The sequence below is a fragment of the Marinovum sp. genome (assembly GCF_048263515.1).
Classification (GTDB): Bacteria; Pseudomonadota; Alphaproteobacteria; order Rhodobacterales; family Rhodobacteraceae; genus Marinovum.
This window is the reverse complement of sequence record NZ_JBLXEC010000026.1, coordinates 18,206-37,403: the sequence shown is the minus strand read 5'-3', so window position 1 is coordinate 37,403 and position 19,198 is coordinate 18,206. Positions and strand designations below refer to the sequence as shown.

Sequence of the window (19,198 nt, the reverse complement as noted above, 5' to 3'; positions counted from 1 at the left end):
TTCAGCAAGAGGAAGATCAGGGTTTCTTCTGGTAGGTCTTTGCCAGGGTCTCTGGAGGTGTGCCCGCGGCGTAGCGGGCGAGGGTCAGCAGGTTGCGGCTGCCACGGCGGAGCCAGCCGTCGCGTTCGTAGCGCTCGGCCGAGGTGAGGGCCGTGGCGGGGAGCAGGGTGATGGGGCCAAGGGCGCGGGCGAGGGCCACGTCCTCCATCAGCGGCTGGTCGGGGTAGCCGCCTGCCACATCGTAGAGTTTGCGGGGCAGGAGCAGACCCTGATCGCCGTAGGGCAGGTTGAAGGCTCGGCTGCGCAGGTTGGCCCAGGCGGCGGTGACCCGCGCCATCGGGTGGCGGCTGTCGAAGGCGAGGCGGAAGGCGGCGGGGGTTTCGGACGGCAGATGTGCGAGCACCGGGGCGGTCCAGCCTTGTGCAAGCCGCGTGTCGGCGTGCAGAAACAGGAGCCAGTCGCCCTGCGCCCTGGCCGCACCGCGGCGCAGCTGGCCGCCGCGGGAGGGCGGGCCGGTGACAATCTCGGCGCCGGCGGCCTGGGCGGTCCTGAGCGTGCTGTCGTCGGAGCCGCCATCGCTGATGATCAGCTCGCGGATCAGCCCCTCCTGCAGGCCTTCGCCCAGTGCCATGAGGCAGGCCGGCAGGGCATCGCCTGCGTTCAGCGTCGGGATGATGACCGAGATCGGGGCGCGCATTTTGCCTCTTCTGCTTGCTCTGCCGGTGTCTATATGGGACGTCAGAGCCGGAAGGAATTGTGAAATGGACACTTATGCCGGGAACCGCCGGGTTCTGCGCCTGACTGGCGGCGACACCAGGGACTTTCTGCAGGGGCTGGTCACCAATGACGTGGCGCGGATCGACGCCGGGCTGGTCTATGCCGCGATGCTGACGCCGCAGGGCAAGCTGATTGCCGACTTCTTTCTGCAGGCCGAAGGCGCTGCCGTGCTGCTGGACGTCGATGCCGCGCTGGCCGAGGGGCTGGCGAAACGGCTGGGGATGTACAAGCTCCGCGCGGATGTGGCGATCGAGATGACCGATCTGCAGGTCTCGCGGGGGACCGGGGCGGTGCCGGAAGGTGCCCTGCCCGATCCGCGGGATGCGCGGCTGGGCTGGCGATTGATCGGACCGGAGGCTTTGGCCGAGGACGGCACCGACTGGGATGCGCTGCATGTGGAGACCATGGTGCCGCGCTGGGGGCGTGAGCTCGGGCCTGACAGCTACGTGCTGGAGATGGGCTTTGAACGGCTGGCGGGGGTGGATTTCCGCAAGGGCTGTTACGTCGGCCAGGAGGTGACCGCGCGGATGAAGCACAAGACCGAGCTGCGCAAGGGCCTGGCGCAGGTGGCGCTTGATGGTGTCGCGGCACAGGGTGACGAGATCACCGCCGGTGGCAAGCCGGTGGGGGTGCTCGGGACCTGTGCGGGCGACCGGGCGCTGGCCTACTTGCGGTTCGACCGGGCCGAAGGCGAGATGCAGGCAGGCGCGGCGCGGGCGGCGCTGGTGGCGCGGCCGGGCTGAGGCCCGGCCTGCGGGTTCAATCATGGTGCATCGGTGGGTTGCGGCAACCGGCGGCGCAGGCGTGCCTCGATGCCGCGGCGGCGCCAACCGGGGGCGACGTAGAGCGACGTTTCTACAATGCCCCCTGCCCCGGGTTGCCAGAGCAGATAGCCGCGAAGCACGCCCTCGGTGCGATAGGTCACGAGGCCCGCGCCATTGTGCAGCAGATGCGCGATGCGGTCGATCCGGGCCGGGGCACCGTGGTGCAGCGCGGCGATGTCAGGCAGGTCGGGATGGGGACTGGACATGAAAAAGGCCTCCTTGGCGTTGTGCCGGAGGCCTTTGATCTGTGAGATGGCGCGCCCCCGGCTGTCCGGGGGATATGCGCGCGGGCCCCGAGGTCAGGCGCGCTCGGAATACTCCATGGTCTCGGTATTGACGATGATGTCTTCGTCTTGGCCCACGAAGGGCGGCACCATGACCTTGACGCCGCAATCGAGGATCGCGGGCTTGAAGCTGTTGGCGGCGGTCTGGCCTTTGACCACCGGCTCGGTCTCGACCACCTTGCAGGTGACCTTTTGCGGCAGCGAGGCGTTCAGCGCCTCTTCCTCGTGGAATTCCACCACGATGGTCATGCCGTCCTGCAGGAAGGGGCGACGCTCGCCGAGAATCTCGGCATCGAGCTGCACCTGGTCGTAGGTCTCGGTGTCCATGAAGATCAGCTGGCCGCCGTCCTCGTAGAGGAACTGCATGTCCTTCTGCTCGAGCCGCACGCGCTCGACCTTGTCGGCAGAGCGGAAACGCTCGTTCAATTTCGAGCCGTTGCGGAGGTTTTTCATCTCGACCTGCGCAAATGCACCACCCTTGCCGGGTTTGACATGATCGACCTTGACGGCGGCCCAGAGATGACCGTCGTGCTCGAGGACGTTGCCGGGGCGGATTTCGTTACCGTTGATCTTGGGCATTGTGGCGAAACCTTGTCGAGAGGTTGAAGAAGATTTGACGCGACCTATATATCGCGTTCATGCCCAGAGCAAGCTTACCATATCCTGTGCTGCAGATGCAGCAAGCTATGCAAACATCGCATAAGCGGTATGCACTTGCGGGGTATCCGAATCGCAGAAAAGCGGCCATAAGGGCCTTCACGCCTGAAACGCAAGAGCAAGAATAAAGGACGATACATGACCGATTTCGTTGATGGTACAGCCTTTAACAGCGAACAGGGCAGCCGTGCCCGCAAGCTGTTCGCCGCGGTGGTTCTGGCTGCACTCGACGACGCCATTGCCGATGACAAGAAGTACGGCAACGGCCCCGAACAGATTGCCCGCTGGGCGCGTTCGCGCGACGGCCGGGAAGTGCTGTCCTGCGCCGGTATCGACCCGAACGAACGTGTCGTTCAGGGTCTGATGGAATTCGTCGGCAAGGGTGTGCGGACTTCGGTCGCCCTCTCGCGCGAGGAAAGCGAACGTCGCAATGCTGCCGCTGCTGCGGAACGCGAAGCCGCCTGATCTACCATCTTTTCCAAGTTTGCTGACGCGCCCCGACTTCGGGGCGCGTTTGCGTTTTCGGGGTCAGTCGAGTTCCTGACTGGCCAAAGCGCGGTGTATCTCGCGCCGGACCAGGCGGCGGACATTGCGAGTGATCCGCTCGCCCAGAGCACCCTGAAGCTCTTCGCGCACGATCTCGACAACCATGTCGCGCAGCGCCTCTTCGTCGATCAAGGCGGCGGGGGCGCCATCGGCCAGCAGCGTGGCTGCGCTGTCCTCGTCGTCGCTGACGCGGGTCTCTTTTGCCGCGGCCTCTTCCACCGGCTGGGCCTCGGGGCCGGGCGTACTGTGGCGTGAGACGAAGACGAAGGGATCGGAAGCGCGGCTCTCTTCCGGCTCGGGCTCGGCCGGCTGGCCGGGTTCGATTTCGACCGGCTCGGGCATGGCGAGGGGGTCCTCGGCCTCTTGCGGCTGATCCGCCTCGGCGCTGTCCTCGGGCGCGTCGAGGTGATCTTCCCAGGCGATGGCCTCTTCCGCGGTATCCTCGCCAAGGTCGTCCTCGACGGCTTCGGCGGCGAGGTCCTCTTCGACGGGCGCAGGTGCCGAGAGCTCCTCGGCGGGCGCCGTTGTCCTGGCCTGCTCTTCCTCGACCGGCTCGGGCTCGGCCGGGGCCTGCCTTACACTGTCGTTGCTGCCGGAGATCAGCGCTTCCAGAGCGGCGATCTTGGCTTCCAGCGTTTCGGGTTCGGCCGGGGCCTCTGGCAGTTCGTCCACGGGATCAAGGTCGGCGCGCTCTTCCGCGGCATCGACCACGGCGTCGAGCGCGACAAGCACATCCTCGGCCTCGTCGACAGCCTCTTCATAGGGGGCCTCTTCGACGGCTTCCGCGTCATGGTACAGACCTTCTGGCGCCGCTTCCACGGCCTCCGGCTCTGGCGCTGCCTCGACAGCGTCCGGGTTCACGGCCTCCAGCGCGGCATCCGTCGATTCGGGCCGTGTCCGACCGCCCTCGTGCACCCGCAGGGCCGGTGTCAGCACCAGAGCATCGGGTTCCTGGGGAGCCTTGGCCTCTGGCGGGATGGCCTTCTCGGCCTCCGCGCGCCGTGCCTGCATTTCATGACGTGCCTCTTCGGACACCAGCCTGCGAATAGACGACAGGACATCCTCGATTTCCGAGGATTTGACAGGATCTGACATTATTATTCACCACTTTGCCTCGCCGGGAGGATAACCCGGCGGGGCGAACCGCACAACCGATAGCAACAATTGTACGCGCTTTGTGGCGGGTCGACCTCAGTCGCCGATGCGGCGCAGCACCCGGTCGAGCTTGTCCCCCTGCAGGCTCTTGATCGGGGCATTCTTGATCAGACGATAGTATTCCGCCGGATCATAGAGCTGCACGTTGAGCCCGAGGTGCTTGGCCGTCATCAGCCCCATGGCCGAGAGCACCTGATAGGCGGCGACCGCACGGTCGGCCACGGCGGCGGTATAGGCCACCTCGGCATCAAGCAGGTCCTGCTCGGCGGTCAGCACGTCCAGCGTGGTCCGCTGACCCAGCGTCGCCTCTTCGCGCACGCCTTGAAAGGCGACGCGGGCGGCGCGGATTTGCCGCTCGGTGGCCTCGATCGTGGCATTGGCCACGCGCAACGTCGCCAGCGCGGTGCCGACGTCCTGCTGCACCGCCTGCTGGGTGACATAGAGGTTGGCGCGGGCGGCATCGACGCGCGCCCTGGCCTGACGCTCCAGCGCCGAAAGCTGGCCGCCGCGATAGATCGGCCCGCCGAAATCGAGCGAGACCGAGCCGCTGTTGGTGAAATCGTCGCCACCGATCTGGGCGGTCTTTCCCAGCCGGCCGGTCAGCGAGACCTGCGGCTTGATCGCCACCTGGGCGCGGCGCAGGTTGAGATCGGCGGTCGAGACCTGGTATTGTGCCTGCCGCATTGCCGGATGGGTGCGCACGGCGATGGCCTTGGCCGCGTCTTCGTTGCGTTCGACATCCGGCAGCCGCGACACCACGGCGAGGTTGTCGGGCTTGCCACCGACCGCGGCGCGATATTCCTCGATTGCGCGCAGCAGGTCGCCCTCGGCGGCGGCAAGGTTGGCCCGGCTGGCGGCCAGCCGCGCCTCGGCCAGCGAGACGTCGGTGCGGGTCACCTCGCCCACCTCGAACCGGTCGCGGGCCGCGCGCAATTCCTGCTGCACCAGCCGCACGTTGTTCTGTCGCAGGGCCACGGTCTCGGAGGCCTTGCGCACCGAGACATAAGCCGTGGCGGCGCGCAGAAGCACCTGCTGCTCGATCACCAGGAGACCCTCGCGGGCGGCCAGAACCGCCTCCTTGGCGGCATCGACCTGCAGCTGGGTGGAGCCGAAATCATAGAGCAGCAGCTCGGCCGAGACGGCAAAGCTGGCGGTGTCGTCCTGAAAGCCGGTGCCGACGCCGGTGGTGCCGCTGTGGCTGTAGCCGAAACTGCGCGAGAACGACGAGGTCCAGCCGACGATCGGGCGCAGGGCTGCGACAGCCACGGCGACATCTTCGTCGGCGGCGCGCAGAAGCGCGCGGTTCTGCTGCAGAAGGCCGGAATTGGTGTAGGCCGCGGCCAGGGCGTCGGCCAGCGTGTCTGCGGTCGCGGCCACCGGGCCGAGCACCAGTGCCAAGGTCAGGGCACCGCGTCGTGCGGCCCGCCCCATTGCATTGCGGATCATCACCTGTCTCCTGCTCTTGCCCGCCACTATAACGACCCCTGACGAAACTTCCGTCGCTTCATGGGCCGTGATCCGCGATCACAGCGCGAATTCTGCGGCTTTCTGGTATCCCGGCAACACCGGGGCGGCGGCATTGAAGGCAAACCGCCACGAGATCTCGCCGTTCTGCTTGTATCCGAGCCGCACGGTGCCCAGTGCGCCCTCCATGAAGAGCGCGGCAATCCGGCCGCCTTCCTTGAGCTGGGCGGCAATTGCGTCTGGCAATTGCTCGATCCCGCCTTCGATCACGATCACATCATAAGGCCCATGCTCCGGCGCGCCTTCATCGAGCGGCGCCTCGTGCATGATCACCCCGTCGGCGCCCTGGTCGGACAACGCGCCCTGTGCCTCGGACACCCGGTCGGCATCATCCTCGACCGCGACCACCGCCTCGGCCATGCGGGCGATCACCGCGGCGGCATAGCCGTAGCCCGCGCCGATATCGAGCACCAGCTCGCCGCCGGAAATGGCCAGGCCGTCCAGCATCTTGGCCAGGGTCCTCGGCTCCAGCATCACCCGGCCCGGCGCGAACTCGAGGTTTTCGCCGACATAGGCCGCCTCGCGCTTGTCACGCGGGGTATAGACCTCGCGCGGGACAGAGAGCATCGCATCGATGATCGGGAACTTGGTCACGTCGGAGGGGCGGATCTGGGTATCGACCATGAAGGTCCGGCGCTGGGCATAGTCGGTCATGTCTAAACTCGTCGGTTCAGGAACGTCAGTTCTTCTTGCCACAAAGCCATTCCCCCGGCAATGACCGCGCTGGGCTTTTCCGGGGGGTCGGCTGTGCGACATGACAAAGGCCCGGCCTTGCGGCCGGGCCTGTCACCTGGGACATCCTGCGCGTCAGTGGCGGCGGTTCAGCACCGCGGCCAGGGTGCCCGAAAGCGCCGAGGCCGCTTCGTCATGCGCCGCCGGGTTCAGAAGCTCGCGCGCCGCGGCTTCCTCGGTGGGGCCGAAGAGCATGCCCTCGGTGCCCCTGGCCCGGGCCGCATCCGAGGCGCCAACCTCGACCACCCCCGCCACCCGGTCGCGCAGCACGTCGAGCATGCCGGCGGTGACGAACATCGGATCGCTGCCATCGGTGTCGTCGTTCGACGGCGCCCGCTCGGCCAGCCAGAGCAGCACCACCGGGCCCTTGATCCGGCTGAGCAGCAGGGTCATCCGCGCCAGCCAGGCCTGCTGCAGTTCTTCGCGCACCATGCGGAAACGGTCGGGGCTGATCGCCTCGAGCTCGCCCAGCAGATGGCGGGTGAAGTGGAATTCGGTGAAATCCACCTCGCGGTAGACCGCCTTGAGCATCGCCGAGGCATTGACGAAGCGGTCGTTGCGCCGCGGATGCACGCTGTAGAGCCGGTTCGACATGTTCTGCGCGCCCATGATCTGCACCACGGTGGCGCGCGCCTGGCCCGCCGCCTCGAGCAGGGCGGTGTCGTTAACGAAGGCATCCACACCGGCATTGACACAGCCGAAATTTACGCAGGTCAGACCCAGCGCCTCTTCGGTCAGCGCCGGATAGGGCGTCTCGATGAATTTTCCATAGGTCTCGGTGCCGCCGAAGAAGGCGACATAGTCGCCGTCAAGCTGGCGACGCGGTCCGCGAAACATCAGCCGCGAGGCCCCATAGCGACACGGAAGATAGTCGGGGGCCGGGCCCCCGTTCAGTTCATAGGTCATCACACCCACCTCAAATTTTCTCACCCACACACAACATCGCCCGATTCGATTTCGAAATGCCTAAACGGTGGATTTGAGGCGATGTTTAACCAGTCAGCCCGCCCCGCCTCCCCTTGCCCTTGGTCAGTGTTGCTGCCTATTGTCTGGCGAGCAAAACGAGGGCAGTTCATGGACATTCAATCGATCGGCGTGATCGGCGCGGGCCAGATGGGCAACGGCATTGCCCATGTGATGGCGGTTGCGGGCTATGACGTCGTGATGACGGATATCTCGCAGGATGCGCTGGATGCGGCGGTGTCGCGGATCGACAAGAACCTCGGACGGCAGGTCGCCAAGGGCGCGCTGAGCGCCGACGACAAGGCCGCGGCCATGGCCCGGATCAGCACCACGCTGGAAACGCCGGAGGTCGCGCAGACCGACCTGGTGATCGAAGCGGCGACCGAGCGCGAGGAGGTCAAGCAGAAGATCTTCGACAGCCTGCTGCCGCACCTCAAGCCCGAGACGATCCTGACCTCGAACACCTCGTCGATCTCGATCACCCGGCTGGCCAGCCGCACCGACCGGCCGGAAAAGTTCATGGGCTTCCACTTCATGAACCCGGTGCCGGTGATGCAGCTGGTCGAGCTGATCCGCGGCATTGCCACCGACAAGGACACCTATGAGTCCTGCCTTGCGGTCGTCGATCGCCTGGGCAAGACTGCCGCCTCGGCCGAGGATTTCCCGGCCTTCATCGTCAACCGCATCCTGATGCCGATGGTCAACGAGGCGGTCTATACGCTCTATGAAGGCGTCGGCAACGTCACCTCGATCGACATGGCGATGAAGCTGGGCACCAACCACCCGATGGGGCCGCTGGAGCTGGCGGATTTCATCGGGCTCGACACCTGCCTTGCGATCATGAACGTGCTGCACGACGGGCTGGCCGACACCAAGTACCGGCCCTGCCCGCTCTTGACCAAATACGTCGAGGCCGGCTGGCTGGGGCGCAAGACCAAGCGCGGCTTCTACGATTATCGCGGTGAGAGCCCGGTACCGACGCGCTGAATGCGCCAGGCTTGCGGGGGTCGTTCCTGGGTTTCAGGTTGCACCGGGGGGCCAGCCCCCCGGCCCCCCCCGAGGGTATTTTCAAACAGAAGAAGATGGGGACGGAGCGCCTGAGACGGCGGCCGGCTCTGGCCTGGGCTGACGGCTCAGTCCGGGCTGTCGCCGAGGCGCATGGTATGGTCGCGGAGCCAGGCCATCATGCGGCGGGGCTTGCTGTCCCAGTTGCGGATTTCCTCGGGCGAGATCGGCCTGCCGATGATCGGGGCCTGCGGGCGGTTGCAGGCATGCATGACCTCGTGGATGAGCAGGCCCTGACGCAGCGTGGGGGAGATCCGGTTGGCGATCTGATAGGCGCGGGAGTTCTGGCCGGGGAAATGGATGGGCACCACGGTGGCGCCGGAGCGGGTGATCATCTTGGCGGTGAAGGGGTTCCAGACCGCCTCGACCGCCTTGCCGAACATCGTCTCGCTGGCGGCCACCACGCCCGAGGGGAAGAGGATGATCACCCCGCCCTGGCGCAGGTGATCCATCGCCGCCTTGCGCATCTCGAGGCTCTCGACGCGGGCATTTTCCTCATGCGGGAAGGGCACCGGGATCATCAGGTCTTCGATCTCGGTGACACCGGAGAGCAGGTTGCGCGTCAGGATCTTGTAGTCGGTGCGCACCCGGCCCACCAGGTCGGCCAGCACCATGCCGTCGACCAGGCCGTGCGGGTGGTTGGCGACGATGATCACCGGGCCGGTGGCGGGAATGCGGGCGATCTGCTCTGGCGGGGTCTGCAACTCGATCCCCATCAGCGCCAGCGCCTGGCTGAAGAAGGCCGGGCCTTCCTTGGGTCCCTCGCGCTCGAACCGGCGCACCAGGCGCAGCAAGGGCAGCTTGCCGGTCAGCCATTCCATCGTGCGGATGGTATTGGCCTTCCAGGGGTTGGTGAAGGTATTGGCATAGGACAGTTTGCGCTTGTCATACGGCACCGGCGGGGCCGCCGCAGGCGCCTTGGGCCCGGCCGAGGATTGCGCAGTTTCCACCATGGTTGCGTCCAGCGTCCTTCCCGCGAGGCCGTGAGCCGGCCCTAGCAGTCCTCTCCGAAGCGGTCCGCCACCAGGGCCTCGACCGCATCGGCCAGGGCCTCGGCGTCCGGGCCGGAGGTCTGGACCTCAATAGTGCTTCCCTTGGAGGCTGCCAACATCAAAAGCCCCATGATCGAATCCCCCGAGGCGCCCATGCCGTCGCGCGACACCTCGGCACTGGCGTCGAAGCCTTCGACGACCTCGACCAGCTTGGCCGAGGCACGGGCATGCAGCCCCTTCTCGTTGACGATCTTCAGGCTGCGGGTCACGGTCTGTGTCATATAGGCTGATCCGATGAGATATTCTGACTGTCGATATATTTGCGTCCCGCCTCGGTCGCGCGCCTGACGGCATCGGCGACACCCAGATCGCGGCTCTTGGCCAGCTTGATCAGCATCGGCAGATTTGCGCCGTAGAGAATGCGGCGGTTCTCCGGCGCGCAGGCCATGAGCGAGAGGTTGGAGGGCGAACCGCCGAACATGTCGGTCACGATGACGACACCGCCACCCTGGTCGACGGAATCGGCGGCCCGGCAGATTTCCATCTGCTTGTCGTCACGGACATGGTCGGGCTCGATCGAGATCGCGCGGATCCCGGGCTGCTCTCCGACCACGTGTTCGATTGCGGCCAGGTATTCCCTGGCCAAACCGCCATGCGCCACGATCACGATGCCGATCAAGTTCGCCGGTCTCCCGTTCATTTCCCTGTCATCTGTGGACAGGGTCCAGCGGCGCCAGCGCGCGCCGCTCAAGCTCTCGGTGCCTAATTGACACCCGCCAGCCCGCCGTTGCAAGCCCTCGGGCAATGCTTTCCGCGAGGGCAACGGAACGGTGCTTGCCGCCGCTGCAGCCGAAGGCCACGGTGAAATGCGCCTTGCCTTCGTCACGCGCTGCCGGCAGCTGGAAAATCAGCAGATCGAAGACCTTGTCGCGGAACACCGCGAAGCGCGGATCGGTGGCGATATGCTCGGCCACGCGACTGTCCTGGCCGGTCAACGGCCGCAGGTCGGGCTGCCAGTGCGGGTTCTTGAGAAAGCGGCAGTCAAAGACCACGTCGGCCGCCAGCGGCAACCCCCGCTTGTAGGAAAACGACTGTACCGAAATGGCGAGGTCATGACTGCCGCTGCGGCCGAAGATGCGCTGCATCTCGGCGCGCAGGTCATGCGGCGACAGGGCCGAGGTGTCGATCAGCACGGTGGCCTGGTCACGCAGCGGCACCAGCAGCTCGAGCTCCTTGGCGATGCCGGTCTCGGGCGTGCCGTCGGGCGACAGCGGATGGCGGCGGCGGGTCTCGTTGTAGCGGTTGGCCAGCACCCCGGCCTCGGCCTCGAGCACCACAAGCTCGGCGCTCTGGCCGGTGAGATTGGCGATATTCGCCAGCAGCGCGGTCAGGGCGGCGGGCGAGAAGTCCCGGGTGCGCACATCGATTCCCAGTGCCATGTCACGGGCCAGCCCGCCATCGAGCAGCGTCGGCGCCAGCGCCAAGGGCAGGTTGTCGATCGTCTCGAAGCCCAGATCTTCCAGTGCATTGAGCGCAGTAGACCGTCCTGCGCCGGACGGACCGGTCAGAAGTACGAGACGATTGAGCGCATCGGACGGCATGGAACAGGGTCTCCTGGGACGCGGGGGATCAGTCGGCGCGACCATGCACAAGATACTGCCTGATTGCAGCAGGGAAATAGCCCTCTTCGATTTTGTGAAGCAACGAGAGCCGGACGCCGGCGATCTCGCGCTGCCGTAACGGTGGCAGACGGTCTCGTTCTGTCTGGTCGAGATCGACGGCGAGGGCCAGGGACACCGGCGGATGCGGCGCGGCCTTCAGGAGGCCGACAAAGCGCGCCTCGATCCGGCCGGAGATTGTCGGAGGGCAGGAGGCGATGAGCTGGCCCGCCTGCACCGTGACCTCGGTGCGGTCATCGGCCACGAGGCCTGCGCCCACCGCCATCAGTTCCAGCGCGAGGGCGGATTTGCCGCTGCCGGAGGCCCCCAGAATGAGAACACCGCGGCCCTCGAAGGCCACGGTGCTTGCATGCAGGATCAGGGACATGGCTCAGACCGGAAGCCCCACCACGAAGCGGGCGCCCAGCGGTTCCGAGGTGATGTCGGCCTCGGTCGGGCGGATGTTCTCGGCCCAGATCACGCCGTCATGCGCCTCGACGATCTGCTTGGAGATCGCGAGCCCAAGGCCGGAGTTGTTGCCGAAGTCATGCTCGGGCCGGTGCGAATAGAACCGCTTGAAGACCTTGGTCAGCGCCTCTTCGGGAATGCCGGGGCCGGTATCCTCGACCACGATCAGCACCCGGTTTTCGCGCTGCCGCGCCCAGACGCGGATCGCATCGCCGGCCTCGCAGAAGCTGATGGCATTGGTGATCAGGTTGACGAAGACCTGCGCCAGCCGCGCCTCGAGGCCATGCACCATGATCGGCTTGTCCGGCAGATCGGTGATGAACTCGATCTCCTTGGCCTGCGCTTCCTTGCCCAGGTATTCGCCAAGATTGCCCAGCAGGTCGAGCAGGTTGAAGGCGGTCTGCTCTTCCTTGACCAGCTCGCTGTCGAGCCGCGAGGCATCGGAGATGTCGCTGACCAGCCGGTCGAGCCGGCGCACGTCGTGTTCGATCACGTCGAGCAGCTTGTCGCGGTGATCCTCGCGCTTGACCATCCGCAGGCTGCCCACGGCAGACCGCAGCGAGGCCAGCGGGTTCTTGATCTCATGCGCCACGTCGGCGGCAAACTGTTCGTTGGCATCGATCCGGTCGTAGAGCGCGGTGACCATGCCGCGCAGCGCACCCGACAGGCGGCCGATCTCGTCCGGCCGCGCGGTCAGGTCGGGGATGCGGATGCGGCCCTTGGCGTCCTTGCGCCGGTCGCGGTCACGGCCCAGTTCGGCGGCTTCGGCGAGGTCGGAGATCGGGTTGGAAATGGTCGAGGCCAGCACCAGCGACAGGCCGATCGAGACCAGGGTGGCGACGAGGAACATCTGCAGCACCCGCTCGCGCTCGGTTCGGACCAGCTTGTCGATCTCGCCAGAGGCCGAGACCAGGACGATGGCGCCGATCGGCACGCCGTCCTGCTCAATCGGGGTGCCGACGGTAAAGACGGTTCCGCCATCGGTGCTTTCGGTGGTCCGGACGGTGGTATTTCCGTCCAGCGCCGGGCCTGCGAGGTCGACCAGATGCTCTTCAAAGGCGGCGAGGCGCTCTTCTTCCGATTCGGTGACCAGTCGAGCCACCGCATCCCAGATCGTGCCAAGCATGTCGGTGATGACGGTGCGACCCTCGTCCTCGGTCGGGGCCACCCGGTCCGAGGCAGAGCGGCCAACGACGGACTGTGCCGGATCGAAGACAAAGACCTCGGCGCCGCGGCGCAGGTCGATCCCCTCGAGCGTGGCGCCGACATCGACGCCGTCGCCGGTGACGAGGTTGACCGGCGCGGTGCCGGGCAGCTGCGCCTCGAAGACATCGGCAATCAGCTCGGCCTCGCTGACGAGGCCCGAGGCGCGCTGTGCCGCCAGACCGTCGCGCGAGGAGTTGAGGTAGAGAATGCCACCGACCAGCACGTTGAGTGCGATCAGGTTGAACATGATGATCTTGCGCGTGAGCGGCGAGCTGCGCAAGGAGAACAGCCCGCGCCGGGCGCGGCTGTCCTGCAGCTCCTGCTCGACGGTGCCGTCGGGCGCGACCCAGTCGTCGCCCAGCACCACGTCACCCCGACGCTTGGAGCCTGTCTCGGGCACGCCCATTTCCTCGACCAGAGCCATTACTCTTCGTTGTACCGGTAACCAATGCCGTAAAGCGTCTCGATCGCCGAGAAATCATCGTCGACGCTGCGCATCTTCTTGCGCAAGCGCTTGATGTGGCTGTCGATTGTGCGGTCGTCGACATAGACCTGATCGTCATAGGCCACGTCCATCAGCTGATCGCGCGACTTCACGAAACCGGGGCGCTGGGCCAGGGCCTGCAGCAGCAGGAACTCGGTCACGGTCAGCGAGACATCCTTGCCCTTCCAGGACACCGCGTGGCGCAGCGGGTCCATCCGCAGGTCGCCGCGCTCGATCACCTTGGTTTCCTCGGTATCGCCAACGGCACCGGTCTCGACCGCGTCCTGGCGGCGCAGAAGCGCGCGGATGCGTTCGACCAGCAGGCGCTGCGAGAAGGGTTTCTTGACGTAGTCGTCGGCCCCCATGCGCAGGCCCAGAACCTCGTCGATCTCGTCATCCTTGGAGGTGAGGAAGATCACCGGCATGGTGGATTTCTGCCGCAGCCGCTGCAGCAGGTCCATGCCGTCCATGCGGGGCATCTTGATGTCCAGCACCGCCATGTCGGGCATCTTCTTGTTGAAGGCGTCAAGCGCCGTCTGGCCATCGTTGTAGGTTTCGACTTCGAAGCCCTCGGCCTCGAGGGTCATCGAGACGGATGTCAGAATATTTCTGTCGTCGTCCACAAGGGCGATCTTAGACATTTGTCTGTCCTTATACTGCTCGGTGCCAATTTTTTTCACCATTATGCCTTGATTGCAGAGGTGCAATCAATCCTTAACTGCGAATCGGGCCACCAGACCGCCGCCAGCAGACCCGAAAAGTACGAAGGAATGGCTAAATTGCCTCACCTCGGGGAAGTGGTCCGGGATGCGCGAAAGATGATTGCGCTAAACCGCAACTTGGTGGCGCTAACTGTGTCCCTGCGTCCTGTTCACCGGAAGAACCCCCATGTTACACCCGTATGACCGGGGCCATGACACGGGCCGCGGGGGCGGCCCTTTCTGCCGTCAGCATCAGGACTTTCCGGCGCGAGACGCACGGATACATGGAGATAGACAATGACATTTGGACGGGTGAACCCGCAGTTCCGGCTCGAAGATCAAGGGATCGAAGGTCTGGGCAATGTCTATTACAACCTCATGGAACCCGCGCTGATCGAAGAGGCTCTGCGGCGCGAGGAAGGGACATTGGGGCAAGGCGGTGCCTTTCTCGTGTCGACCGGCAAATTCACTGGCCGGTCCCCCAAGGACAAGCACGTGGTCAAGACCGAGAGCGTGGCCGACACCATCTGGTGGGAAAACAACGCCGCGATGTCGCCCGAGGGCTTTGACGCGCTCTACGAGGACATGCTGGCCCACATGAAGGGCCGTGACTATTTCGTCCAGGACCTCGTCGGCGGTGCCGATCCGGCGCATTGCATCGATGTGCGCATGGTCACCGAGCTGGCCTGGCATGGCCTTTTCATCCGCCACATGCTGCGCCGCCCCGAGCGCGAGGACCTCGACGAATTCTCCGCCGATTTCACCGTCATCAACTGCCCGAGCTTCACCGCCGACCCCGAACGCCACGACTGCCGGTCGGGCACGGTGATCGCGATGAACTTCGACCGCAAGCTGATCCTGATCGGCGGCACCGAATACGCGGGCGAGAACAAGAAGTCGGTCTTCACCCTGCTCAACTACCTGCTGCCGGAAAAGGGCATCATGCCGATGCACTGCTCCGCCAACCATGCCGTGGGCAACCCGGTCGATACCGCGATCTTCTTCGGCCTGTCGGGCACCGGCAAGACCACCCTCTCGGCCGATCCCGCGCGCGTGCTGATCGGCGATGACGAACACGGATGGTCGGATCGCGGCACCTTCAACTTCGAAGGCGGCTGCTATGCCAAGACCATCAACCTCTCGCCGGAGGCCGAGCCCGAGATCTATGCCACGACGTCCAAGTTCGGCACGGTGATCGAGAACATGGTCTATGACGACGAGACCAAGGAACTGGACTTCGACGACGACAGCCTGACCGCCAACATGCGCTGCGCCTACCCGCTGGAGTACATCTCCAACGCCTCGTCCAGCGCGCTTGGTGGCCACCCGAAGAACATCATCATGCTGACCTGCGACGCCTTCGGCGTGCTGCCGCCGATCGCGCGGCTGACGCCGGCGCAGGCGATGTACCACTTCCTGTCGGGCTTCACCTCCAAGGTGGCGGGCACCGAGCGGGGCGTGACCGAGCCCGAGCCCACCTTTTCGACCTGCTTCGGTGCACCCTTCATGCCGCGCCGCCCCGAGACCTACGGCAACCTGCTGCGCGAGAAGATCGCCAAGCACGGCGCGACCTGCTGGCTGGTCAACACCGGCTGGACCGGCGGCGCCTATGGCACAGGCTCGCGGATGCCGATCAAGGCGACCCGCGCGCTGCTGACCGCCGCGCTGGACGGTTCGTTGGCCGATGCGCAGTTCCGCAAGGACCCGAACTTCGGCTTCGACGTGCCCACCGGCGTGCCGGGCGTGCCCGAGGTGCTGCTGGATCCGCGCCGCACCTGGGGCAATCCCGGCGCCTATGACGCGCAGGCCCAGAAGCTGGTGCAGATGTTTGCCGACAACTTCGCGCAATACACGCCCTTCATCGATGACGACGTAAAGGCCGTTGCCATCGGCTGAGCGGTTTATTGACGCCCGATCAACAAAAACCCCCGGTGCCTGGCACCGGGGGTTTTTTGCTTTGTTAAATGCCCGTGTCTCACTCCCGGGCCCTGTCTTTCGACAAAAGGTCTCAGGAAATAAGCATGTCTTCGGGCGAAGTCCCGTTCTCGAGCGCCTGGGAAAACCAGCCGGGCTTGCGGCCGCGACCGGTCCAGGTTTGCGAGACATCATCGGGATTTTGGTACTTCGGCGCAGAGATCTTGCCGCCTTTGCCAGTGGTCAGATCGGAAAGGGAAAAGCCCATTTCCGCCGCCTTGGCCTCAAGTGCAGCCAGCGCCTCTTTCTTCTTTCTGTCCTCGAAAGTACTGATTGCCTTGTTCACCTGCTTTTGCAGCTGCTTCAGTTCTTTCAGAGACATTCCGTCCAGATCGATTTCCGACATGTTCTCTCCGATAGTTGTCATAACGACATATGTGAGCGTTAATTCATCGTGAATAGGCAGTCAATTCCGATATTTGTGACACGGCGTCAATAATTAAATGGTTAACGGCGGCTTTCCAGACCCTTTCATTGCACCAGTCCCATGCCCGAAATGGGCCGACGCTGATCAGATACAACATATAGGCGACTACTCTGTGAAAGGTTATCCCCGGATTTGGGGAGGGGGAAAATCAGCCAAATCTTGCCATTGACGCCATTCAGCGCCAAAGCGCCTCGGCCCGGAATTGCTGCACACCAACCCGGCGCGCCCTGCGTTGAATTTGGTGATTGCAGATCGGGCGAATGTCGCGCACCGTTGCGGAGGGATGATCATAGCGCCTTAGAAACAAAGCAAAACCGGGAGGGATGTAATGAATATCGCGATGTGGTCGGGGCCGCGTAATCTCTCGACAGCGCTGATGTATTCCTTTGGCGCCCGTGGCGATTTCGATGTCTGGGACGAACCTTTTTATGCCGCCTATCTCGACCGCAGCGGCCGCGATCATCCAATGCGGGACGCCATTCTTGACCATGGGGAAGTCAATCCCGCCGTGGTTGCGCGACGCTGTATTGCGTCAACGCCGGGCGGCCAGCCGCATTTTTATCAGAAGCACATGAGCCAGCACATGCTGCCCGGCATCGACCGCAGCTGGTTCGCCGAAGTAACGCATGTCTTCCTGATCCGGCACCCCGCCCGGGTGCTGGCCAGCTTCGACCGCAAGCTCGAACGGCCGGGGCTCGAAGACATCGGGTTTCGCCAGCAGGCCGAGATCTTCGACGAGGTGCGTGGCATGGGGGCACCGGCGCTGGTGATCGACAGCGCCGACATCCGCCGCGCGCCCGAAGTAATGCTGCGCCAGCTTTGTGACGGCCTCGGCCTGCCGTTTGATCCGGCCATGCTGCACTGGCCCAAGGGCGGCCATGCGCGTGACGGCATCTGGGCCGCGCATTGGTATGATGCCGTGCACCGCTCGACCGGCTTTGCCGGGCCGGAGGGGCCGCTGCCGGCGCTGTCAGAGCACCTGCAGGCCGTCTGCGAGGCCGCCCTGCCCTACTATGAAAAACTGCGCCCCTACGCCCTGCCCTGCCCGCCGAAGGCGCAGGAAAGCTGAGCGCGCGACCGCGGCGAAGACCAAAGGAATCGCGCGCCTTGCAGGGCGCGTGAGGCCACAAGCACGACATTGCAAACCACCACAGGCGCGCAAAAACGCCACCGGGCAAAGCCTGCTTCGATCTTCGAGATGTTCCGGAAATTTCCGCGTTTCACCCCGTTTCGGGGTGAAGTGGCGGACCGAGGAGGATTCGAACCCCCGACCCCCTGATTCGTAGTCAGGTACTCTATCCAGCTGAGCTATCGGTCCGTGGAGGCGGGGTATAAGTCAGGGCCAAATGGTCTGCAAGAGCGAAATTGAAGAAATTTACAGAGTTCCGCTCGGCAGGCGAATTTCGAACACCGAGCCCTCTGCCCCGGTGCTCACCAGCGCCAGCGTGCCGCCATGCCCGCGGATCAATTCGGCCGAGATTGCCAGCCCCAGACCGCTGCCGCCTTTGCGGGCGCCGCCCTGGAAAGCCTTGAACAGATGCTCCTGCGCTTTGGGCGGCAGGCCGGGCCCGGTGTCGGTGATGCGGATCAGCCAGACGTCCTCGCCCTCTTCGGCGCAGATGTTGATCTCGCCGGGTTTGCCGGTGGCCATGATCGCCTGCCGCGCATTGCGCACGAGGTTCGACAGCACGCGGTAAAGCTGCTCGCTGTCGGCGCGGATATGCAGCGTGGCGGGCACGTCCTCGGAATAGCTGAGGTCATAGTCGCCGGTGGCCAGTCGCTCGCTCTCGACCACGTCTGAGACCAGCTCGGCCAGCGGCATACGGGACAGCACCGGCGCCGGCTCTTCGGCGCGGCCGAAAGCCAGGGTCGCCTCGCAGAGGTTGACCGCCCGGGTGATCGAATTGACCAGCTTCGGCGCCAGCCGCTTGACGCCGGGGTCCTCGGACATCTCGATCCGGTCGGTGAACAGCTGCGCCGAGGTCAGGATGTTGCGCAGATCGTGGCTGACCCGCGCCACCGCGCCGCCCAACTGCGCCAGGCGCTCCTTCTGCTTGAGCGCATGGGTCAGCTCGGTCTCGAGCATCTTCAGCGCATCCTCGGCCTCGCGCAATTCGCGCACGCCAGCAGAGGGCTGGATGATGCGGCGGCCATCCTCGGGCGCGGCGGCATAGGCCTTCATCTGGCCCACCACCCGCTTGATCGGCTTGACCAGAAACACCCGGACCGCAAGGAAGAGCAGGAATGCGGTGGCCACCGAGATCACCGCCGACAGGAACAGGATGCGCAGACCGTAGTCGATCATCGCGGTGCGCAGCGGCGCGGTGTCCATCGACACCTCGATCAGCAGGCCGGCGTCGCGCAGCGGGTTGCCGATCACCCGCACAATGCGCGGCTCGGGGTCAACCAGCCGCCGCAGCCCGTCGAGAATCAACGTCAGCGCCGGGGCATCGCGCAGGTCATAGGTGGCCGAGATCGGCTGCGGCATCGGCGACGACAGGATCAGCTGCCGCGCCTCGTCGCGCCGCAGCACGACGTTGTAGACGCCGGCATTGCGCAAGAGCTCTTCCTCGAGGTCCGCATCGATCATGTCGTTGGCCAGAAGCGACAGCGAGGCGATCTGCGCCCGCTCGAGATGGCCCAGCAGGTAATCCTGCCGGAACCGCGCCACCGAGGGGACAAAGACCATCACCTCCGCCAGCATCACGAAGACGGTGGTGAGGATCAGAAACCGCCCGGACAGCGAATTGAGCATTGGCGA

21 protein-coding genes and 1 tRNA gene are annotated in these 19,198 nt (G+C 65.1%); 5 read left to right on the top strand and 17 right to left on the bottom strand.

The window, feature by feature from the left end:
• Positions 1-16: 16 nt before the first annotated feature.
• Positions 17-697, bottom strand: coding sequence for a TIGR04283 family arsenosugar biosynthesis glycosyltransferase (locus ACN0SE_RS18275; protein WP_417525965.1), 681 nt, complete (start codon positions 695-697; stop codon positions 17-19).
• 64 nt (positions 698-761) lie between these two features.
• On the opposite strand from ACN0SE_RS18275, the gene ACN0SE_RS18270 reads away from it, so the two are divergent.
• A complete protein-coding gene (locus ACN0SE_RS18270) occupies positions 762-1,520 on the top strand; it encodes a YgfZ/GcvT domain-containing protein (protein ID WP_417525964.1) in 759 nt (252 codons plus the stop codon).
• A 20-nt stretch (positions 1,521-1,540) separates the two neighbouring features.
• On the opposite strand, the gene ACN0SE_RS18265 is transcribed toward ACN0SE_RS18270, so the two are convergent.
• Both ACN0SE_RS18265 and efp read right to left on the bottom strand, forming a co-directional pair.
• Positions 1,541-1,807, bottom strand: coding sequence for a hypothetical protein (locus tag ACN0SE_RS18265; protein ID WP_417525963.1), 267 nt, complete (start codon positions 1,805-1,807; stop codon positions 1,541-1,543).
• Between the two features lie 93 nt (positions 1,808-1,900).
• A complete protein-coding gene (gene efp / locus ACN0SE_RS18260; RefSeq protein WP_417525962.1) occupies positions 1,901-2,464 on the bottom strand; it encodes an elongation factor P in 564 nt (187 codons plus the stop codon).
• 216 nt (positions 2,465-2,680) lie between these two features.
• Here efp and ACN0SE_RS18255 point away from each other — a divergent pair, with 216 nt between their 5' ends.
• Positions 2,681-3,007 carry a DUF6280 family protein gene (locus ACN0SE_RS18255; RefSeq protein ID WP_048532900.1) on the top strand — a complete coding sequence of 109 codons (327 nt, stop codon included), beginning with the start codon at positions 2,681-2,683 and terminating at the stop codon, positions 3,005-3,007.
• A gap of 63 nt (positions 3,008-3,070) precedes the next feature.
• Here ACN0SE_RS18255 and ACN0SE_RS18250 read toward each other — a convergent pair whose 3' ends face one another.
• The 4 genes from ACN0SE_RS18250 to ACN0SE_RS18235 form a co-directional block, all read right to left on the bottom strand.
• A complete protein-coding gene (locus ACN0SE_RS18250) occupies positions 3,071-4,183 on the bottom strand; it encodes a hypothetical protein (protein WP_417525961.1) in 1,113 nt (370 codons plus the stop codon).
• A gap of 96 nt (positions 4,184-4,279) precedes the next feature.
• A complete protein-coding gene (locus tag ACN0SE_RS18245) occupies positions 4,280-5,689 on the bottom strand; it encodes a TolC family outer membrane protein (RefSeq protein WP_417525960.1) in 1,410 nt (469 codons plus the stop codon).
• Between the two features lie 78 nt (positions 5,690-5,767).
• Positions 5,768-6,421 carry a protein-L-isoaspartate O-methyltransferase family protein gene (locus ACN0SE_RS18240; protein WP_417525959.1) on the bottom strand — a complete coding sequence of 218 codons (654 nt, stop codon included), beginning with the start codon at positions 6,419-6,421 and terminating at the stop codon, positions 5,768-5,770.
• Between the two features lie 153 nt (positions 6,422-6,574).
• Entirely contained in the window at positions 6,575-7,405 is an 831-nt protein-coding gene (locus ACN0SE_RS18235) for a DUF6473 family protein (RefSeq protein WP_417525958.1), read from the bottom strand.
• Positions 7,406-7,573: 168 nt separating this feature from the next.
• On the opposite strand from ACN0SE_RS18235, the gene ACN0SE_RS18230 reads away from it, so the two are divergent.
• The gene (locus ACN0SE_RS18230) at positions 7,574-8,449 is read left to right on the top strand and encodes a 3-hydroxybutyryl-CoA dehydrogenase (protein ID WP_417525957.1); all 876 of its coding nucleotides are present in this window, start codon (positions 7,574-7,576) and stop codon (positions 8,447-8,449) included.
• 146 nt (positions 8,450-8,595) lie between these two features.
• Here the strand turns inward: ACN0SE_RS18230 and ACN0SE_RS18225 are convergent, their stop codons facing one another.
• The 7 genes from ACN0SE_RS18225 to ACN0SE_RS18195 are packed head-to-tail and all read right to left on the bottom strand — an operon-like array spanning position 8,596 to position 13,976.
• Positions 8,596-9,480, bottom strand: coding sequence for a lysophospholipid acyltransferase family protein (locus tag ACN0SE_RS18225; protein WP_417525956.1), 885 nt, complete (start codon positions 9,478-9,480; stop codon positions 8,596-8,598).
• Between the two features lie 41 nt (positions 9,481-9,521).
• Positions 9,522-9,800: an HPr family phosphocarrier protein gene (locus ACN0SE_RS18220; RefSeq protein WP_417525955.1), complete on the bottom strand. Its 279-nt coding sequence runs from the start codon at positions 9,798-9,800 to the stop codon at positions 9,522-9,524.
• On the bottom strand, positions 9,797-10,198 hold the full coding sequence (locus ACN0SE_RS18215) for a PTS sugar transporter subunit IIA (RefSeq protein WP_417525981.1): 402 nt from the start codon (positions 10,196-10,198) through the stop codon (positions 9,797-9,799). Before ACN0SE_RS18215 ends, ACN0SE_RS18220 begins: the two co-directional genes overlap by 4 nt.
• A gap of 28 nt (positions 10,199-10,226) precedes the next feature.
• Positions 10,227-11,120, bottom strand: a complete 894-nt coding sequence (rapZ, locus tag ACN0SE_RS18210) for an RNase adapter RapZ (RefSeq protein WP_417525954.1) — start codon at positions 11,118-11,120, stop codon at positions 10,227-10,229.
• Positions 11,121-11,148: 28 nt separating this feature from the next.
• The gene (locus ACN0SE_RS18205; protein WP_417525953.1) at positions 11,149-11,565 is read right to left on the bottom strand and encodes an HPr kinase/phosphorylase; all 417 of its coding nucleotides are present in this window, start codon (positions 11,563-11,565) and stop codon (positions 11,149-11,151) included.
• Between the two features lie 3 nt (positions 11,566-11,568).
• Positions 11,569-13,275, bottom strand: coding sequence for a sensor histidine kinase (locus ACN0SE_RS18200; RefSeq protein WP_417525952.1), 1,707 nt, complete (start codon positions 13,273-13,275; stop codon positions 11,569-11,571).
• Positions 13,275-13,976, bottom strand: a complete 702-nt coding sequence (locus tag ACN0SE_RS18195) for a response regulator transcription factor (RefSeq protein WP_417525951.1) — start codon at positions 13,974-13,976, stop codon at positions 13,275-13,277. Before ACN0SE_RS18195 ends, ACN0SE_RS18200 begins: the two co-directional genes overlap by 1 nt.
• 357 nt (positions 13,977-14,333) lie before the next feature.
• Between ACN0SE_RS18195 and ACN0SE_RS18190 the strand changes: the two genes are divergently transcribed.
• On the top strand, positions 14,334-15,932 hold the full coding sequence (locus ACN0SE_RS18190; RefSeq protein ID WP_417525950.1) for a phosphoenolpyruvate carboxykinase: 1,599 nt from the start codon (positions 14,334-14,336) through the stop codon (positions 15,930-15,932).
• Between the two features lie 112 nt (positions 15,933-16,044).
• Here ACN0SE_RS18190 and ACN0SE_RS18185 read toward each other — a convergent pair whose 3' ends face one another.
• On the bottom strand, positions 16,045-16,356 hold the full coding sequence (locus tag ACN0SE_RS18185; RefSeq protein WP_417525949.1) for an H-NS family nucleoid-associated regulatory protein: 312 nt from the start codon (positions 16,354-16,356) through the stop codon (positions 16,045-16,047).
• 409 nt (positions 16,357-16,765) lie between these two features.
• Here ACN0SE_RS18185 and ACN0SE_RS18180 point away from each other — a divergent pair, with 409 nt between their 5' ends.
• Positions 16,766-17,506, top strand: coding sequence for an HAD family hydrolase (locus ACN0SE_RS18180; protein ID WP_417525948.1), 741 nt, complete (start codon positions 16,766-16,768; stop codon positions 17,504-17,506).
• Between the two features lie 172 nt (positions 17,507-17,678).
• Here ACN0SE_RS18180 and ACN0SE_RS18175 read toward each other — a convergent pair.
• Positions 17,679-17,755, bottom strand: a tRNA-Arg gene (locus ACN0SE_RS18175).
• 57 nt (positions 17,756-17,812) lie between these two features.
• Entirely contained in the window at positions 17,813-19,192 is a 1,380-nt protein-coding gene (locus ACN0SE_RS18170) for a sensor histidine kinase (RefSeq protein WP_417525947.1), read from the bottom strand.
• Positions 19,193-19,198: the final 6 nt, after the last annotated feature.

Bases quoted from the DNA above. Each gene is read 5' to 3' on its own strand.
- ACN0SE_RS18275 (WP_417525965.1), bottom strand. From the start codon at position 697: ATGCGCGCCCCGATCTCGGTCATCATCCCGACGCTGAACGCAGGCGAT.
- ACN0SE_RS18270 (WP_417525964.1), top strand. From the start codon at position 762: ATGGACACTTATGCCGGGAACCGCCGGGTTCTGCGCCTGACTGGCGGC.
- ACN0SE_RS18265 (WP_417525963.1), bottom strand. From the start codon at position 1,807: ATGTCCAGTCCCCATCCCGACCTGCCTGACATCGCCGCGCTGCACCAC.
- efp (WP_417525962.1), bottom strand. From the start codon at position 2,464: ATGCCCAAGATCAACGGTAACGAAATCCGCCCCGGCAACGTCCTCGAG.
- ACN0SE_RS18255 (WP_048532900.1), top strand. From the start codon at position 2,681: ATGACCGATTTCGTTGATGGTACAGCCTTTAACAGCGAACAGGGCAGC.
- ACN0SE_RS18250 (WP_417525961.1), bottom strand. From the start codon at position 4,183: ATGTCAGATCCTGTCAAATCCTCGGAAATCGAGGATGTCCTGTCGTCT.
- ACN0SE_RS18245 (WP_417525960.1), bottom strand. From the start codon at position 5,689: ATGATCCGCAATGCAATGGGGCGGGCCGCACGACGCGGTGCCCTGACC.
- ACN0SE_RS18240 (WP_417525959.1), bottom strand. From the start codon at position 6,421: ATGACCGACTATGCCCAGCGCCGGACCTTCATGGTCGATACCCAGATC.
- ACN0SE_RS18235 (WP_417525958.1), bottom strand. From the start codon at position 7,405: ATGACCTATGAACTGAACGGGGGCCCGGCCCCCGACTATCTTCCGTGT.
- ACN0SE_RS18230 (WP_417525957.1), top strand. From the start codon at position 7,574: ATGGACATTCAATCGATCGGCGTGATCGGCGCGGGCCAGATGGGCAAC.
- ACN0SE_RS18225 (WP_417525956.1), bottom strand. From the start codon at position 9,480: ATGGTGGAAACTGCGCAATCCTCGGCCGGGCCCAAGGCGCCTGCGGCG.
- ACN0SE_RS18220 (WP_417525955.1), bottom strand. From the start codon at position 9,800: ATGACACAGACCGTGACCCGCAGCCTGAAGATCGTCAACGAGAAGGGG.
- rapZ (WP_417525954.1), bottom strand. From the start codon at position 11,120: ATGCCGTCCGATGCGCTCAATCGTCTCGTACTTCTGACCGGTCCGTCC.
- ACN0SE_RS18205 (WP_417525953.1), bottom strand. From the start codon at position 11,565: ATGTCCCTGATCCTGCATGCAAGCACCGTGGCCTTCGAGGGCCGCGGT.
- ACN0SE_RS18200 (WP_417525952.1), bottom strand. From the start codon at position 13,275: ATGGCTCTGGTCGAGGAAATGGGCGTGCCCGAGACAGGCTCCAAGCGT.
- ACN0SE_RS18195 (WP_417525951.1), bottom strand. From the start codon at position 13,976: ATGTCTAAGATCGCCCTTGTGGACGACGACAGAAATATTCTGACATCC.
- ACN0SE_RS18190 (WP_417525950.1), top strand. From the start codon at position 14,334: ATGACATTTGGACGGGTGAACCCGCAGTTCCGGCTCGAAGATCAAGGG.
- ACN0SE_RS18185 (WP_417525949.1), bottom strand. From the start codon at position 16,356: ATGTCGGAAATCGATCTGGACGGAATGTCTCTGAAAGAACTGAAGCAG.
- ACN0SE_RS18180 (WP_417525948.1), top strand. From the start codon at position 16,766: ATGAATATCGCGATGTGGTCGGGGCCGCGTAATCTCTCGACAGCGCTG.
- ACN0SE_RS18170 (WP_417525947.1), bottom strand. From the start codon at position 19,192: ATGCTCAATTCGCTGTCCGGGCGGTTTCTGATCCTCACCACCGTCTTC.